The organism is Marinobacter sp. DS40M6, from assembly GCF_028581595.1.
GTDB lineage: Bacteria > Pseudomonadota > Gammaproteobacteria > Pseudomonadales > Oleiphilaceae > Marinobacter > Marinobacter salarius.
The window spans coordinates 61369-77331 of sequence record NZ_JAFCAE010000010.1; the positions used below are offsets into that span (position 1 = coordinate 61369).

The 15963-nt window shown below is 57.6% G+C and carries 14 protein-coding genes; all 14 read right to left on the bottom strand.

Annotated elements, in window-relative coordinates; genetic code table 11:
- Positions 1–187: 187 nt before the first annotated feature.
- The gene (locus JJO78_RS19990) at positions 188–1090 is read right to left on the bottom strand and encodes a DUF368 domain-containing protein (RefSeq protein WP_227662402.1); all 903 of its coding nucleotides are present in this window, start codon (positions 1088–1090) and stop codon (positions 188–190) included.
- A gap of 74 nt (positions 1091–1164) precedes the next feature.
- Entirely contained in the window at positions 1165–1821 is a 657-nt protein-coding gene (locus JJO78_RS19995; protein ID WP_036206648.1) for a protein-L-isoaspartate(D-aspartate) O-methyltransferase, read from the bottom strand.
- Complete coding sequence (surE, locus tag JJO78_RS20000; RefSeq protein WP_036206645.1) at positions 1821–2585, bottom strand: 5'/3'-nucleotidase SurE; 765 nt, start codon at positions 2583–2585, stop codon at positions 1821–1823. Before surE ends, JJO78_RS19995 begins: the two co-directional genes overlap by 1 nt.
- Positions 2563–3663, bottom strand: coding sequence for a tRNA pseudouridine(13) synthase TruD (gene truD, locus JJO78_RS20005; RefSeq protein ID WP_036206642.1), 1101 nt, complete (start codon positions 3661–3663; stop codon positions 2563–2565). Before truD ends, surE begins: the two co-directional genes overlap by 23 nt.
- Complete coding sequence (gene ispF, locus JJO78_RS20010; protein WP_036206639.1) at positions 3660–4139, bottom strand: 2-C-methyl-D-erythritol 2,4-cyclodiphosphate synthase; 480 nt, start codon at positions 4137–4139, stop codon at positions 3660–3662. The genes truD and ispF overlap by 4 nt, the downstream gene beginning before the upstream one ends.
- Before the next feature lie 42 nt (positions 4140–4181).
- Positions 4182–4880 (bottom strand): 2-C-methyl-D-erythritol 4-phosphate cytidylyltransferase, encoded by a 699-nt coding sequence (gene ispD / locus JJO78_RS20015; RefSeq protein WP_075195282.1) that lies wholly within the window; start codon positions 4878–4880, stop codon positions 4182–4184.
- A gap of 39 nt (positions 4881–4919) precedes the next feature.
- Complete coding sequence (locus tag JJO78_RS20020; protein WP_036206633.1) at positions 4920–5192, bottom strand: septum formation initiator family protein; 273 nt, start codon at positions 5190–5192, stop codon at positions 4920–4922.
- 183 nt (positions 5193–5375) lie between these two features.
- On the bottom strand, positions 5376–6671 hold the full coding sequence (gene eno, locus JJO78_RS20025) for a phosphopyruvate hydratase (protein WP_127400940.1): 1296 nt from the start codon (positions 6669–6671) through the stop codon (positions 5376–5378).
- Between the two features lie 182 nt (positions 6672–6853).
- Complete coding sequence (gene kdsA / locus JJO78_RS20030; RefSeq protein WP_036206626.1) at positions 6854–7699, bottom strand: 3-deoxy-8-phosphooctulonate synthase; 846 nt, start codon at positions 7697–7699, stop codon at positions 6854–6856.
- Between the two features lie 2 nt (positions 7700–7701).
- On the bottom strand, positions 7702–9330 hold the full coding sequence (locus tag JJO78_RS20035) for a CTP synthase (RefSeq protein ID WP_036206623.1): 1629 nt from the start codon (positions 9328–9330) through the stop codon (positions 7702–7704).
- Between the two features lie 88 nt (positions 9331–9418).
- On the bottom strand, positions 9419–10783 hold the full coding sequence (gene tilS, locus JJO78_RS20040; protein WP_085681116.1) for a tRNA lysidine(34) synthetase TilS: 1365 nt from the start codon (positions 10781–10783) through the stop codon (positions 9419–9421).
- Positions 10767–11720: an acetyl-CoA carboxylase carboxyl transferase subunit alpha gene (accA, locus tag JJO78_RS20045; RefSeq protein ID WP_085681118.1), complete on the bottom strand. Its 954-nt coding sequence runs from the start codon at positions 11718–11720 to the stop codon at positions 10767–10769. The genes tilS and accA overlap by 17 nt, the downstream gene beginning before the upstream one ends.
- Positions 11721–11896: 176 nt before the next feature.
- Entirely contained in the window at positions 11897–15379 is a 3483-nt protein-coding gene (gene dnaE, locus JJO78_RS20050; protein ID WP_127400938.1) for a DNA polymerase III subunit alpha, read from the bottom strand.
- Positions 15380–15423: 44 nt separating this feature from the next.
- Entirely contained in the window at positions 15424–15834 is a 411-nt protein-coding gene (locus JJO78_RS20055; RefSeq protein WP_226909903.1) for a TlpA family protein disulfide reductase, read from the bottom strand.
- Positions 15835–15963 lie beyond the last annotated feature (129 nt).

The following is a 15963-nucleotide window of genomic DNA, read 5'->3' on the forward strand; positions in this document are numbered from 1 at the left end:
TATAAAAAATTCGGCGGTTTATAAAGTGTTTTAAGTAACTTGCTAATTTATTGCACATTTTGGGCATGAAACCAAGTTACCCATCTGTTGCGTTTGTTACTGCCCGAAACAACCGTACGGATCAAAAAGTAACACTTAGTCTCGATACGCCCGTGAACGCCGTCACAACAGCGAGCAGAAAACCAGGCTAGCGGGCGGCGCCAGGCTGTTTTTTCCTGCCCACCCATTCCACCAGCAAAACCAGCAACAGACCGGCGAACGCACAGGTTATCGCCAGCAGTAACTGTGACTCGTCACCGGTCAACTCAGCATAGCCCATCGGACTGACGCTTGCTTCATTCAGGGGCACCTGCTGGCCGGCACTGTTGGTGCGCCAGCTTAGTGTCTCTTTCCAGGGCCAGATCTTGTTCAGCGCCCCCACCATGAAGCCAGTCAACAACGCCAGCACAAGGTCATGGTAGCGATGGAACGCCCAGGTAATGAGCCGGGCAACCGACAGTAAACCGACCAGACAACCAACAGCGAAAATCCCGAGGATGCCCAGATCCAGGGAACGTATGGCGTCCAGCACCGGGACGTACATACCCAGAATCACCAGGATAAAACTGCCGGAAATTCCTGGCAGGATCATGGCGCAGATGGCCAGGGCCCCGGCACCGAAGAACACCGGCATCGAGGGCGACAACGGGCTGCCAGACAAAGTCGTTACCCACCAGGCAAAAACGGTTCCCACCGAAAATGGCAACAGCAACATTGGCTCATAACGACGAACCTGACGGCCGACGTGCCACACTGACGCGACGATCAGGCCGAAGAAAAAACTCCAGATAAGGATCGGATAAGTGGCAAGGGCATGACTGATCACGGACGCGAGTGTGGCAATACTACCCAGGATCCCCGCCAGCAGACACAGTAGGAAGGTGCCGTCACACGCCGCCCAGAATTGCCTCACCTGACCACGGATCAGATGCTGAAAGAAGGCTTGTGGAACGGCATTGATGGCTTCCAGCAACCGGAAGTAAATGCCGGTAATGAATGCAATGGTGCCACCCGACACGCCGGGTACGATATCAGCCGCCCCCATGGCCATGCCCCTCAGGAATACCGCAAAGGGATGATGGGAGTGAGGTACGTCGGCAGAAGACTCAGAGGGGCGTTCTGCGGTCACCGTACAACCCCACCCAACAGGGGCACAAAACGCACCGGTTCAATATCCCTGGTCTCGAAACGGTCGCCCTGGCGTACCATTTCCACCAACATCTGTGTGCCCTCGCCGATCGGCGCCACAATAACGCCTCCATCCGCCAGTTGGTCTTTCAGTTCCGGCGGGATCTCACGGGGTGCCGCGGTGACGATGATGCCGTCAAACGGCCCCTGTTCTGGCCACCCCATACCTCCGTCTGCGTGCTTGAGCATCGTATTACGGTAGCCGAGCTGGCGAAGCCGGTCACGGGCCCGGTCCTGGAGCGGCTTGATGCGCTCAACGCTGAAAACCTGATCCACCAACCCGGCAAGGATCGCGGTCTGGTAGCCCGACCCGGTTCCCAGTTCCAGCACTTTCCGGGGTTTGTGGTGCATCAGGGATTCTGTCATTCGCGCGACAATGTAAGGCTGAGACAGGGTCTGACTGTAGCCAATGGGCAGCGCAGTATCTTCGTAGGCCCTATGGGAAAGCGCTTCATCAAGGAATATGTGACGCGGCACGTCCGCCATGGCCGTAAGCACCTGCTCATCGGCTATACCAGCCTCTCTGAGCCTTTGTATCAGTCGCATACGGGTTCGGCGGGACGTCATTCCAATACCGTCAATCGCTGCCACCATTAACGTCCCTCCCGTCCTGACAGCAACTCAACCCACTCTCGCAGTGGCGACAGTACCTCATGGCGCGTCATATCCACGTGGACGGGAGTGATCGAAACGTAATTCTCGCGCACTGCGTTGAAATCGGTCCCCGGTCCGGCGTCGCTGCCCTTGCCAGCGGCACCGATCCAGTAACGGGACTTGCCCCGGGGGCAGGTCATCGGCACCGCGCCTTCAGCCCGGTCGCGATGGCCAAGCCGGGTCACGCGGAAGCCGGCAATCTCTTCCCATGGCACATCGGGAACGTTCACATTGAGAATGCATCGAGGACCAAGAGTTAACGGCTGATCGCTTTCCAGCAACGCGCGAACAACCCTGGCCGCCGTTTCGTAGTGGAAACGGCCTTCGTTCACCAGCGATACCGCTATTGCTGGCAACCCCAGGTTTCTGCCCTCGGTGGCAGCGGCCACCGTACCCGAATAGATAATATCGTCGCCAAGGTTGGCGTGGGTATTGATGCCCGAGACCACTCGATCAAACGGCTCTTCAAACAGCCCGTTAACCGCAAGGTGAACGCAATCTGTCGGGGTCCCGTCCACGGACCGGAAGCCATTGGGATGGTCTTCCACCGTTAGCGGGCGGCTCAGCGTCAAGGCATTGCTGGCACCGCTATGGTCCCTATCCGGCGCCACAACTTCAAGATGGCCCAGCCCCTGGAGCCCGTCGTGTAGGGCCTGAAGACCAGGCGAATGAACGCCATCATCATTGGACAACAGAATTCGCACAATTTTCTCCAATAAACGTGGTTGCGTCCGTTATATCAAACACATCGTCCAGCAACGTTGTTGCGTATTGCCCCGGCGCAAGCCGGAACGACAACCGCAACTGGTCATTGCCGTCCCAATGCCACTCCAGACCTTCCGGTTTCAGGCTCAGCGGCCGACGCTCAGGCTTCATGCGGGTGGTTGAAAACACCGCTGCCAGTTGCGGGTGCTCCGCAACCACGGAACGCTCGATTTCGCCCTGGACCGACACTGCCTCGGTGCCACCGTCGCCCCAGAGAGGACCTGTCACCATCAGGTTCTGATTTTCACATGCGCCAGGCTCTCCCTCCAGAGGTTCCAGCCAGGTGCCTGTCTCAACACGATGGGCGAGCACCTCGTTGAATAACCACGAACGTGCCGCCGAAAAGTACAATACGTTCTTACTGTCGCGACTGCCAGAGGTTGACCGCCCTCGCCCACGCTTTTTGACATTGCGACCACTCCGACGGTTCAGTGTTGTCGGGTCCATGGTCAGCGCCCTATCCAGATTGGCACCGCCATGGCCAAACCGTTGCGAACCGAAATAATTCGGGCATCCGAGGTCCCGCAACCGGGCCAGAGCCGCATCGATAGCAGATGTGTCGCCGACCACGTCCTTTAGCACCAGCTCAAACCGGTTGCCCTGATGATCGCCCCGCCTCAGTTTTCGAGCCTGGCGGTACTGAGCCAATACCGGCCAGTGTTCCTCCACCGCCTGGATGAACGCCCCATCGTCGTCTTCCTGTCCCGGCCGATAAAGGCTAAACCACTGACGCGTGACCGCATGACGGTCCTTCAGCCCGCAAAAACCCACGTCGAAATGCCGACAGCCGCAGATATTAGCAAGCTGCCGCGCCACGTAGTCGGTGTTGTCCCCGACTTTTTCCAGACGCAGGCACAGGTGCTCTCCCCCGCCGCCACTGTCATCGGGCATAGACAGCTCTTCATCCACGAAAAAGTCGCCGGGGAGCGATTTGATACGCGCCGAAGCCACCCGAGAGCCCGAGGAGGTTGGCCAGTCGAGTCGCCAGCCGTTGGAAGCGTGCTGAGCATCCGTCATGATGAAACCGGCTCCAGCAGGCAAACCGCCTGGCACGCAATGCCCTCACCGCGGCCGGCAAAGCCCAGCTTTTCGGTGGTGGTCGCCTTGACGCTGACCCGGCTCGCCGGGATGGCAAGATCCTCGGCAATGGTCAACCGCATGGCCTCAATATGGGGCGCCATTTTCGGGGCCTGGGCAATAATGGTGGCATCCACGTTACCGACACCAAACCCTTCACCGGCAACACGCTCCATCACGCGGCGCAGCAAGTCCCGGCTGTCCGCTCCCGCCCACTCATCACTGGTATCGGGAAACAGATGACCGATGTCGCCCAGGGCCACGGCACCCAACAGGGCATCTGCAAGGGCGTGCAAAAGCACGTCCCCGTCGGAATGGGCCTTGAGGGCATGGGTGTGCGGAATGGTCACACCGCCAATAACGACTTGATTTCCCTCACAGAAAGCATGGACATCAAAGCCCTGCCCGATTCGCATAGTGCTGTTTCCTTTTCAATCAGTAACGATGCAGGCTTGCCGCTAGAGACGGCTGAGGATAAAACCGGCCAGTGCCAGATCAGCGGGTACCGTAATCTTTATATTATCCGGTCGCCCCTCAACGATACAGGGAACATTGCCTGCGTATTCCATGGCCGAGGCTTCATCGGTCACCGGGTAACCTGACGCAATGGCAGCTTTCAGAGCCATCCTCAAGGCGCCACAACGGAACATTTGAGGAGTCAGGGCGCGCCACAGATGACGACGGTCGATGGTTGTCTCCACCTGATTGCTGTCACTTGCCACAAGTTTGAGCGTATCGGCCACCGGCGTCGCCAGCAAGCCACCCACAGGGTGATCCTGAAGTTGGGTCAGCAATCGTTCGAGGTCATTGGGATGCAGGCAAGGCCGGGCGGCATCGTGTACCAGCACCCAATCGTCGTCATCCGCCCGAGAGGCCAGTGCCTCAAGTGCAGACAATACCGAATCCGCACGCTCAGCGCCCCCGGCACAGGACTCTATACGTGCGTTAGAACTGGCTGCAGTTTCCGGCCACCAGGGATCGTCCGCGCGAATAGCGACCACACAACCTGAAAAATCAGCATTGTCCAATAACCTGGAGAGAGTGATATCAAGGATATATTGATGGTCCAGCCTGAGATACTGCTTCGGGCAGTCTGCCTTCATTCGCTGGCCGGAACCGGCGGCGGGAACAATCAACCAATAGCGGGGTTTACTCATGGACGTGGTCAGCTTTGATCGGCCTGGCTTGCGGCTGGGTTACTGCTCGACCACCAGGAAGAAGGTTTCATCGTTGCGGATCAGCCCCAGGTTCATGCGGGCACGTTCTTCAACCGCCCCTTTCTCGCCGCGGAGGTTACGAACTTCCGCATAGAGACGCTCATTGCGGGCTGAAAGCTCGGCGTTTTCCTCGCGCTGCTCGGCAATGGCGTTCTCCAGTCCCCATACCTGGGCAAAACTACCTTCCCCAACCCACAGGCGCACCTGCAGCAGGAGAATAAGAATAATCATGATGGACCAGAGTAACTTCATTGCGAATTCCGTTTACGATGCATCAACCGGACAGTAAGTATAGACCTTAGTGTAGTTTAGCAACAAGTTCTGCTAACCAGTTGTACAAAAAGGCCATCATGCCTCACATCTTGAGGATCACGATGGCCTTTCCGGATCGGTTACCTGTCAGCATCCCGCCGACAGGGTATCCTTCACAGGCGATTAGCCCTGGCCTTTGATCTCGCTCAGGCCACGATAGGGAGCCTTTCCATCCAACGCTTCCTCAATGCGAAGCAACTGGTTGTACTTGGCAACCCGGTCAGAGCGGCACAGGGAGCCGGTCTTGATCTGACCCGCACAGGTGGCCACGGCCAGATCGGCGATGGTGGTGTCTTCAGTTTCACCGGAACGGTGGGAAATCACCGCCGTGTAACCCGCATCCTGAGCCATCTTGATGGCGTCCAGAGTTTCGCTCAGGCTACCAATCTGGTTGAACTTGATCAGGATGGAGTTACCAATGCTCTTGTCGATACCCTGCTTGAGGATTTTGGTATTGGTCACGAACAGGTCGTCACCTACTAGCTGAACCTTGTCACCCAACTTCTCAGTCAGCACTTTCCAGCCGTCCCAGTCGCTCTCATCCATACCGTCTTCGATAGACACAATCGGATAACGCTCGCACAGGCCAGCGAGATAGTCGGCGAAACCGGCGGAATCAAAGGACTTGCCCTCACCGGAAAGCTGGTACTGACCATCCTTATAGAACTCGGAAGAGGCACAGTCCAGCGCCAGGGTCACATCAGTACCCAGCTTGTAGCCAGCCTTCTCCACCGCTTCCTGGATCACCCCCAGAGCGCCTTCGTTGGAAGGCAGATCCGGTGCAAAACCACCTTCGTCACCCACGGCGGTGTTAAGGCCTTTGCTGTTCAGCACTTTCTTCAGCGCGTGGAAAATTTCCGCACCAATGCGCAGCGCTTCGGCAAATGACTTCGCAGCCACCGGCTGGACCATAAATTCCTGGATATCAACGTTGTTGTCTGCGTGCTCGCCACCGTTGAGGATATTCATCATCGGCACCGGCATGCTGTACTTGCCGGAGGTGCCGTTCAGGTCCGCAATGTGAGCATACAGCGGCTTGCCCAGTGAAGCGGCAGCGGCTTTGGCAGCGGCCAGGGAGACAGCCAGAATAGCGTTGGCGCCCAGGTTGGCTTTGTTCTCCGTGCCATCCAACTCAAGCATGATGTTGTCGAGAGCACGCTGATCAGCTGCGTCTTTACCAATCAGGGCATCGCGAATCTTGGCGTTTACCGCCTCAACAGCTTTCAGAACGCCCTTACCCAGATAGCGGCTCGTATCCTTGTCACGAAGCTCCAGAGCTTCGCGTGAACCCGTCGACGCACCAGAGGGGGCGCAAGCACTGCCGATGGTGCCGTCCTCAAGAATCACGTCCGCTTCAACCGTGGGGTTCCCGCGAGAATCCAGTACTTCACGGCCTTTAATGTTGGCAATCTTGGTCATTCTTCTCTGTCTCCAAGTTTGATTTCAAAATTGGGAGTAAGAGCGAGCGGGAACGGCCCTACGAAAAACGCTACAAGCACATCCCTGTGCGCTTGGGCTCCGCCATCCATGGCTCCGCACATTTTCGTAGGGCCGTTCCCGCTCACTCCCATAGTCCTTCTGGAACGCAAAAAAACCGCCAATCAGGCGGTATCAATAGGTTTGAAACTCTTCACAAGGTCATCAACGGCCTTCACCCGGGCAAGGAACGGCTCAAGCTGGCTCAGGCGGAGAGCACAGGGCCCGTCGCACTTGGCTTGATCCGGGTCGGGGTGAGCCTCAAGGAACAGACCCGCAAGCCCCTGGGACATGCCCGCCAGGGCCAGGTCGGTTACTTGGGCTCGGCGGCCACCGGCTGAATCCGCGCGACCACCGGGCATCTGCAAGGCGTGAGTGACGTCAAACATCACCGGCACATTCATGGACTTCATGATACCGAAGCCCAACATATCCACCACAAGGTTGTTGTACCCGAAGCTGGTGCCGCGCTCACACAGGATCACCTTGTCGTTACCGGCTTCCCCGCACTTCGCAATGATGTGCTTCATTTCCTGTGGCGCCAGGAACTGGGCCTTCTTGATGTTGATGACCGCCCCGGTTTCTGCCATGGCAACAACAAGATCCGTCTGTCGGCTCAGGAAAGCCGGCAATTGGATGATATCGCAAACTTCTGCGGCAGGTGCAGCCTGCTCAGGCTCGTGAACATCGGAAATGATAGGGACACCGAACTTGCTCTTGATGTCCGCCAGAATCTGCAGCCCCTTCTCAAGACCGGGGCCGCGGAAGGAATGCACGGAAGAGCGGTTGGCCTTGTCGAACGACGCTTTGAATACGTAGGGAATCCCGAGCTTTCTGGAGGCCTCGACGTACGCCTCGGCCACTTCCATCGCCATTTCGGCAGATTCCAGCACGTTCATGCCACCGAACAACACGAACGGCTTATCGTTGGCAACCTCGATTCCCGAGACGTTCACCGTACTCTGCGCCATGATCAGGATTCCTTTTTACGGGCCAGAGCTGCCTCAACAAAACCCTTGAACAGCGGATGGCCGTCCCGCGGCGTGGAGGTAAATTCCGGGTGGAACTGGCAAGCCACAAACCAGGGGTGATCAGGCACTTCCACAACCTCAACCAGTTTGCCGTCGGTGGAGCGACCGGAAATTCTCAGGCCGGCGCCTTCCAGCTGTGGCAGGAAATGATTGTTCACTTCGAAACGATGACGGTGGCGCTCACGGATGGTCTTACGACCGTAACAGTTGGCGATGGTGGAACCTTCAGCGACCACGCAGTCCTGAGCGCCCAGGCGCATGGTGCCGCCCAGATCAGACTCTTCGGTGCGCTCCTCTTTCTCGCCGCTGGCATCCAGCCACTCCGTGATCAGCCCCACAACCGGCTCCGGGGTGTGTTCGCGGAATTCGGTGCTGTGGGCATCTTTCAGGCCCGCCACGTTGCGGGCGTATTCAATAACGGCCACCTGCATACCCAGGCAGATACCCAGGTACGGAACCTTGTTTTCGCGGGCGTACTGCACCGTGCGGATCTTGCCTTCGACACCGCGTTCACCAAAGCCACCTGGAACTAGAATGGCATCGGCACTGGCCAGCGCACCGGTACCATCGCGCTCGATGTCTTCCGAGTCAATGTAGTTCATACGGACTTTGGTGCGGGTCTTGATACCGGCATGCAGGAGCGACTCGATCAACGATTTGTAGGCGTCCAGCAACTCCATGTACTTGCCGACCATGGCGATAGTAACTTCACCTTCCGGATTCATCAGGGACTCAACGACCGCATCCCATTCGCCCAGGTTGGCCGGGCTGGCATCCAGACTGAAACGCTCAATAACCAGCTGGTCCAGACCAAATTCGTGCAGCATGCGCGGAATGGCGTAGATGGACTTGGCATCCTGCAACGGAATGACCGCCCGCTCTTCCACGTTGGTGAACAGTGCGATCTTGCGACGGGAACTGGCGTCCACTTCGTGCTCCGAACGACACAGCAGAATATCCGGCTGCAGGCCGATGGAACGCATTTCCTTTACCGAGTGCTGGGTAGGTTTGGTCTTGATCTCACCGGCCGTGGCGATGTAGGGAACCAGGGTCAGGTGCATGAACAACGCACGCTGCGGGCCAACTTCCACCTTCAACTGGCGGCAGGCCTCAAGGAATGGCAGCGATTCAATATCGCCCACCGTGCCGCCGATTTCGATCAGTGCCACATCGGCGCCGGAAGCGCCTTCAACCACACGACGCTTGATCTCGTCCGTGATGTGGGGAATCACCTGAACCGTACCACCGAGGTAATCACCCCGGCGCTCCTTACGAATCACTTCCTCGTAGACGCGACCGGTGGTGAAATTGTTCCGGCGTGACATCGGCGTGCGAATAAATCGCTCGTAGTGCCCCAGGTCCAGATCGGTTTCCGCGCCATCTTCGGTGACAAAAACTTCACCGTGCTGGAACGGACTCATGGTGCCGGGGTCCACGTTGATGTACGGGTCCAGCTTGAGAATAGTGACCTTCAGGCCGCGTGCCTCTAGGATCGCAGCCAGAGAGGCCGATGCGATACCTTTCCCCAAGGAGGACACGACACCGCCGGTGACGAAAATATAACGCGTCATGCAGATTCCGTGATTTGTCTGGTTCGGTGAAGGAGGGAGATTGTCATCTCAAGATGGGACGCCAGACTACCAGAAAGGCGCCACCTTCTCAATTACATTCCCGCTCCACAACAATCCGCCAGCCACTGGCCGGGGCCTCTCCACAGTATTTGCCGGAAACCCACAAGTCGCCAGCTCCGACCACTTCTTCATGGCCGTCCACCACCTCAAGAAGCAGCGGTAGCCGGGCTCTTTCCCAGGGTGGAACATTTTTTTCCTGAAGCCAGTTCTTCAATAATTTCGACGGGCCGCCAGGGGCTGGGCGGATGCGTTCGCCCCCTGCCCTCGTAGATACCCTTATTTCCGGCGCCGGTGTTTTAGGCTTACCTGACGCCGCCAGCGTCAATCGCCATCCACCCCACGATAGCGCCTGATCCGGAACCAGGACAGGCTTTCCGGCAGGCAATTTCGTGAACTCGGGAACCAGGTACAGGCACCCCCGAAAACGTCGAATCACGAACCCCGTTCCCCGAAGCTCCGGCTCCCTGTCCGCCGGCGAGCTCAGAAAATCTTCCAGAACCTGCGGCCAGTCTGCAATGGCGGGGGGCTGATAACGAAAATACCTTGCCCACCAGCGCAGCAGGTTTTTCTGCTCCGCCAGAGACAGTGCACCGAGCGCACTCAAACAAAGCTCACCAGAAGGCCCGGCACATTGTTTAAAGTGGATTTCCGCCAGCTTTGCAGCCAACTCGTCCCCCTCTCGACACGAATGGGCGGTATGCCCCATACGACTGATCAGCGACGGCCAGCGTGACTTGAGGAGAGGAAAAATCGACGTACGGAGAAAGTTGCGATCAAAGCGCTCATCGATATTACTGGGATCTTCCATCCACTCGATACCGTGCTGAACTGCCCATCCGTGAAGCTCTGCGCGACTGAAATCAAGCAGTGGTCGATACAGCCGACCAGCACCCAGAGGGCGTGTCACCGGCATACCACCCAGCCCCGCCATGCCAGTCCCGCGCAACAACCGAAACAGCACTGTTTCAGCCTGATCATCACCATGATGGGCCATCAACAGTAACTCTCCCGGCGCCAGAATCTCCTCAAACACCTGGTAACGCGCATTCCGGGCGGCCTCCTCAATACCGCCACCGCTAGCGCCAATATCCGAAGATTCGCGACCGCTGACGGTGACACGGTGACTGTCGAGTGGCACACCAAGCTGCCGGCAAATCGATCGACAGAAACGCTCGGTTTGATCGGCGTTAGGCTGCAACTGATGGTTGATATGAACCGCAGAAATCTGGCCGCTATGGGCGTACAGCCAGGTGGCAACATGAAGAAGCAGAACGGAGTCCATGCCACCGCTGAGGGCAATGCGAAGGTGTGAATGATCAGGCAGGTGCCTGACCGGAGTACATAGCGCCTCCGGCCAGTCTCTTCCGGAGCCGGGGTTACCGGCCGGTGTCATATCGGGTCAACCGCTCGTAGCGGCGGGACACCAGTTCGTCGGCCGGCAGGCGACCGAGTTCGGCAATGCCCTTACTCAGGGTCTCACGCAGGGATTCTGCCATTTCTTCCGGGCTGCGATGCGCCCCGCCCAGCGGTTCTGTAATAACGTTGTCCGCCAGCCCAAGATCCTTCAGTCGGTCGGCGGTCACGCCCATCGCTTCTGCCGCCTGGGAAGCGTATTCCGCACTCTTCCACAGGATTGACGCACAGCCTTCGGGTGAAATGACTGCATAGGTGGAATACTGAAGCATATTCAACTGATCGCACACGCCGATGGCCAAAGCACCGCCAGAGCCACCCTCGCCTACCACCGTGGAAATAATCGGCGTCTTCAGGCGGGACATGACGGCCAGGTTGAAGGCGATCGCTTCACTCTGGCCACGCTCTTCGGCTCCGATACCTGGATAGGCACCCGGGGTATCAATAAAGGTCAGGATCGGCATGCGAAAACGCTCAGCCATCTCCATCAGCCGCAAAGCCTTACGGTACCCTTCCGGGCGCGGCATACCGAAATTCCGCTTTACCTTGTCGCGTACTTCCCGGCCTTTCTGGTGACCAATCACCATGACTGGCTTGCCATCCAGGCGGGCAGTGCCACCGACGATGGCCTGATCATCCGCATAACGACGGTCACCGTGCAACTCGTCGAAGTCGTCAAAGATCATGTCAACGTAGTCGAGGGTATAGGGCCGGCGGGGATGACGAGCCAGGCGGGCTACGTCCCAGGGTTTGAGGTTCGAGAAGATGCTTTCAGTCAGGCTGACACTCTTCTTGCGCAGCCGGCTGATCTCATCGGTGATGTTGATATCGGTATCATTTCCCACCATGCGAAGCTCTTCAATCTTGGCTTCAAGGTCGGCAATCGGTTGTTCGAAATCCAGATAATTAGGGTTCATGATGTTCCATCATTTGCTTGCAAGGCGAGAATGTAAGTCGCCAAACCAGAATTTTGGACAAAGATAGCAGCGCCTGAGCATTGGCTAAAGCGGACCTTCGTATGAGTCCGCTTTCTGACAAAAACGTAATTATTCAACGTGTCCGCCATACCCGGGATGAACCTTGCCGGATAGTATCAATCATAGACCAGTTCTACCGACTGGTCGCCTACGAGGTATTTCAACTCCAATAACAGGTCGTCATCGGGCTGTACGCGCCACGATTCACCCAGTTCGATACGGGTACTGGCATTATCGCTACTGTATTCAATCCATACCGGGCTGCCCTCACAACGGAAGGGCCTGAGCGTGGAGTCCAGTTTATCCAGCAGGCCGTTCTGAAGCTGATCCGCGTGAATAGCGAGCTTGAGACCACGACTGAACTGTTGCCGGGCCGTACCAACATCCATCACCGAGCTGACGCGCATCTTCATCTGGCCAGAATAATCATCATGGCTGACCTGGCCTTCCACCACAATGACCTGGTCGGACTGAAGCAACTCCCGATTCTCGAAAAAAGCCTCTGAAAACAAAGTGGCCTCAATGCGGGCACTGCGATCATCCAGGGTGATAAACGCCATGGTCGACCCTGTACGGGTCTTCATGGAACGTTGCGCAACGACAAGGCCGGCAACACGCTGGGGCTGGCGAGCCGGTTTGAGATCAGCAATGGATGAACGCACGAACCGACGCACTTCTTTCTCATATTCATCGAACGGATGGCCCGTCAGGTAAAGGCCCAAGGTGTCTTTTTCCCCCTTGAGGCGCTCTTTCTTGGGCCATTCCCGCACATTCGCCACGTCGGAATAAGGATCGCCATCTTCCCCGCCCATCAGCATGTCGCCAAACATGTCGGTCATGCCCACGGACTCGTTGCGGGATTGCTGGCCGGCCTGCTGAATGGCCTTATCTATGCTGGCCATCAACTGGGCGCGCCCTGCCCCCAGCTTATCCATGGCACCGGAGCGGATCAGGGCCTCCATGGCCCTCTTGTTTACTTTTTTCAGATCCACCCGGCGGCAGAAATCGAAAATATCCTGGTAGGGCTCGCCGTCGGCGCGGCCGGCCTGAATACTGCCAATCGGTCCCTCACCAAGCCCCTTGATGGCGCCGAGACCGTACACAATGGCGCCGTCATCGTTGACGGTAAAAGTGTATTCAGAGCGGCTGACGTCGGGCACCAGCAGCTCCAACCCCATGCTGCGGCACTCCTCCACCAGCGTGACCACCTTGTCGGTGTTCTGCATATCCGCCGTGAGTACCGCGGCCATAAACTCAGCGGGATAATGAGCCTTCAGCCACAGGGTCTGGTAGGAAACCAGCGCGTAGGCCGCCGAGTGGGATTTGTTGAAGCCATAGCCAGCAAACTTTTCAACCAGGTCGAAAATGTTCTCCGCCAGGGTTTTGTTGATGTCATTGTTTTCACAGCCGTCGAGAAAGAACTGCTTCTGCTTGGCCATTTCCTCGGGCTTTTTCTTACCCATAGCCCGGCGCAGCATGTCGGCGTTACCAAGACTGTAGCCGGCCATCACCTGGGCAATCTGCATAACCTGTTCCTGATACAGGATAACGCCATAGGTGGGCTCGAGAACGGGCTTCAACCCCTCATACTGATAATCAGGATGCGGGAATGACATGGGCTGCCTGCCATGCTTCCGGTCGATGAAGTCATCCACCATGCCCGACTGCAGTGGCCCCGGACGGAACAAGGCGACCAGGGCGATCATATCCTCCAGGGAGTCCGGTTGCAGGCGACGAATCAGGTCTTTCATGCCACGGGATTCAAGCTGGAACACCGCTGTGGTTTCCGCCTTCTTGAGCATGTCGAACGATGGCACGTCGTCCAGCGGAATCTCGTTAATGTCCAGCGCCGGCTTGCCCTGTTTCTCCAGGCGCGGGTTAATCATCTTCAGGGCCCAGTCGATGATGGTCAGGGTCCGCAGCCCCAGGAAGTCAAACTTCACCAGGCCGGCATCTTCCACATCGCCCTTGTCGAACTGGGTCACCAGGCTGCCGCCCTCGTCATCACAGTACAGCGGCGAGAAATCGGTAATCTTGGTGGGTGCAATCACCACGCCGCCGGCGTGCTTACCGGCGTTTCGACACACACCCTCGAGTTTCAGGGCCATTTCCCAGATTTCCTGGGCTTCCTCGTCATTTTCCAGGAACTCGACCAGTTGTGGTTCCTGCTCCAGGGCCTTCTCCAGGGTCATACCCGGCTCAAAGGGAATCATCTTTGAGAGTTTGTCCGCCAGCCCGTACGACTTGCCCTGAACCCGGGCAACGTCCCGCACAACCGCCTTGGCAGCCATGGTGCCGAAGGTAATGATCTGGGACACCGCCTCGCGGCCGTATTTTTCCGCCACGTAGGCGATAACACGATCACGGCCTTCCATGCAGAAGTCGACGTCGAAGTCGGGCATCGAAACCCGTTCGGGGTTCAGGAAGCGCTCGAACAGCAGGTCGTATTCCAGAGGATCAAGATCGGTAATCAACTGGGCGTAGGCCACCAGGGAGCCAGCACCGGAACCCCGGCCAGGGCCTACCGGCACGCCGTTATTCTTGGCCCACTTGATGAAGTCCATAACGATCAGGAAGTACCCCGGGAACCCCATCTGGATAATGATGTCCAGCTCGAAGTTCAGGCGCTTGTAGTAGGCCTCGCGCTTGGCATCGTATTCGGGGTCGTTCTTGCTGAGGGTTTTCGCCAGCCGCTCTTCCAGTCCCTCTTCCGACACCTTTCGGAAGTAGTCATCCATGGTCATGCCATCGGGAATGGGGTAGTTCGGCAGAAAATACTCTCCCATACGCACCGGGACTGAGCAGCGCCGGGCAATTTCCACCGTGTTCTCGACCGCCTCGGGGATATCAGAGAACAGCTCAATCATTTCATCGGCGCTGCGCAGATACTGCTGGTCGCTGAAACGACGCTCCCGCCTGGGGTCGTCCAGGGTCCGGCTCTCGCCAATGCAGACCCTTGCCTCATGGGCTTCGAAATCCTCGGCATGGAGGAAGTGGACATCGTTTGTCGCCACCACCGGGCAGCCCAGCGCCTCCGCCAGCTCAACATTCAGGTGCAGGCAATCTTCATCCCCGGGGCGCCCGGTGCGTTGCAACTCCAGGTAAAACGACCCCGGGTAAAGGTTCATCCAGTATTCGGCACGCTGCCTGGCAAGGTCCAGCTTGCCCGACATCAGCGCCTTGCCCACGTCCCCCAGTCGGGCTCCAGACAGGGCAATCAGCCCTTCGGTGCGGCTTTCCAGCCACTTTCGCTGGATAATTGGCTTACCGAAACGCTGCCCCTCTGTGTACCCCAGCGAGACCACTTCGGTCAGATTCAGGTAGCCATCGTTGTTACGGGCCAGCAGAGTGATGCGAAACGGGTTGTCGGGCTCGTCCGGGTTTTCGACCCACAGGTCTGCGCCGATAATGGGCTTCACCCCAGCACCCATGGCCGCCTTGTAGAAGCGCACCAGGGAGCACATATTGGACTGCTCCGTAAGCCCGACAGCGGGCATGCCCAGTTCTGCAACACGACCGATCAGGGGTTTCACGCGCACCAGGCCATCGACCATGGAATATTCGGAATGCACGCGGAGGTGGACAAAGGTCTGTGACATAGCGTCGGAAATTTCCTGCAGGTTAATGGCGGTTCGGGGCCAGGTCAGCGACCAATCAATTCTTTGATGTCTTCTTCAGTTTGCGGGCCGAAGCGGGCCTCGACGAGGTCTCCATCCGGATCCACAATAAACGTTGCGGGCAGGGCCACGGGTGTTTCCCAGCCAAATTGCGGCCCTGGATCCTCTGCCAGCATGCTGTACTCAATACCCATTCTTCGCCCCAGGTCGATCAGTTCCTGGCCACGAACATCATCAAAATTCACACCGAGGACAACCACGGCACTGGCGGTGTCGATACTGTTCAGCTCCGGAATTTCCTCCAGGCAGGGTTTGCACCACTCGGCCCAATAATTGACCAGCACCCAGTGGCCCCTCAGGCTCTCCCACTGCAGTACGGTTCCGTCCGACTTTTCAAACTCGTGGTTCTGGCAGCCTGCCAGCGGCAACAAGGCCAATAGTATACCGATCCTGCACAACCTGGTGGAATAACGCACCAGTGCAGAGTACTTTGCAGGATATCGCGCAGGGTATTGCAAAGGGTGGCCTCCTGTTAGACTACGGCGCTCAGACAAACTTGCGGTTAA

Bases quoted from the DNA above. Each gene is read 5' to 3' on its own strand.
- JJO78_RS19990 (WP_227662402.1), bottom strand. From the start codon at position 1,090: ATGGCCATGGGGGCGGCTGATATCGTACCCGGCGTGTCGGGTGGCACC.
- JJO78_RS19995 (WP_036206648.1), bottom strand. From the start codon at position 1,821: ATGGTGGCAGCGATTGACGGTATTGGAATGACGTCCCGCCGAACCCGT.
- truD (WP_036206642.1), bottom strand. From the start codon at position 3,663: ATGACGGATGCTCAGCACGCTTCCAACGGCTGGCGACTCGACTGGCCA.
- ispF (WP_036206639.1), bottom strand. From the start codon at position 4,139: ATGCGAATCGGGCAGGGCTTTGATGTCCATGCTTTCTGTGAGGGAAAT.
- ispD (WP_075195282.1), bottom strand. From the start codon at position 4,880: ATGAGTAAACCCCGCTATTGGTTGATTGTTCCCGCCGCCGGTTCCGGC.
- JJO78_RS20020 (WP_036206633.1), bottom strand. From the start codon at position 5,192: ATGAAGTTACTCTGGTCCATCATGATTATTCTTATTCTCCTGCTGCAG.
- eno (WP_127400940.1), bottom strand. From the start codon at position 6,671: ATGACCAAGATTGCCAACATTAAAGGCCGTGAAGTACTGGATTCTCGC.
- kdsA (WP_036206626.1), bottom strand. From the start codon at position 7,699: ATGGCGCAGAGTACGGTGAACGTCTCGGGAATCGAGGTTGCCAACGAT.
- JJO78_RS20035 (WP_036206623.1), bottom strand. From the start codon at position 9,330: ATGACGCGTTATATTTTCGTCACCGGCGGTGTCGTGTCCTCCTTGGGG.
- tilS (WP_085681116.1), bottom strand. From the start codon at position 10,783: ATGACACCGGCCGGTAACCCCGGCTCCGGAAGAGACTGGCCGGAGGCG.
- accA (WP_085681118.1), bottom strand. From the start codon at position 11,720: ATGAACCCTAATTATCTGGATTTCGAACAACCGATTGCCGACCTTGAA.
- dnaE (WP_127400938.1), bottom strand. From the start codon at position 15,379: ATGTCACAGACCTTTGTCCACCTCCGCGTGCATTCCGAATATTCCATG.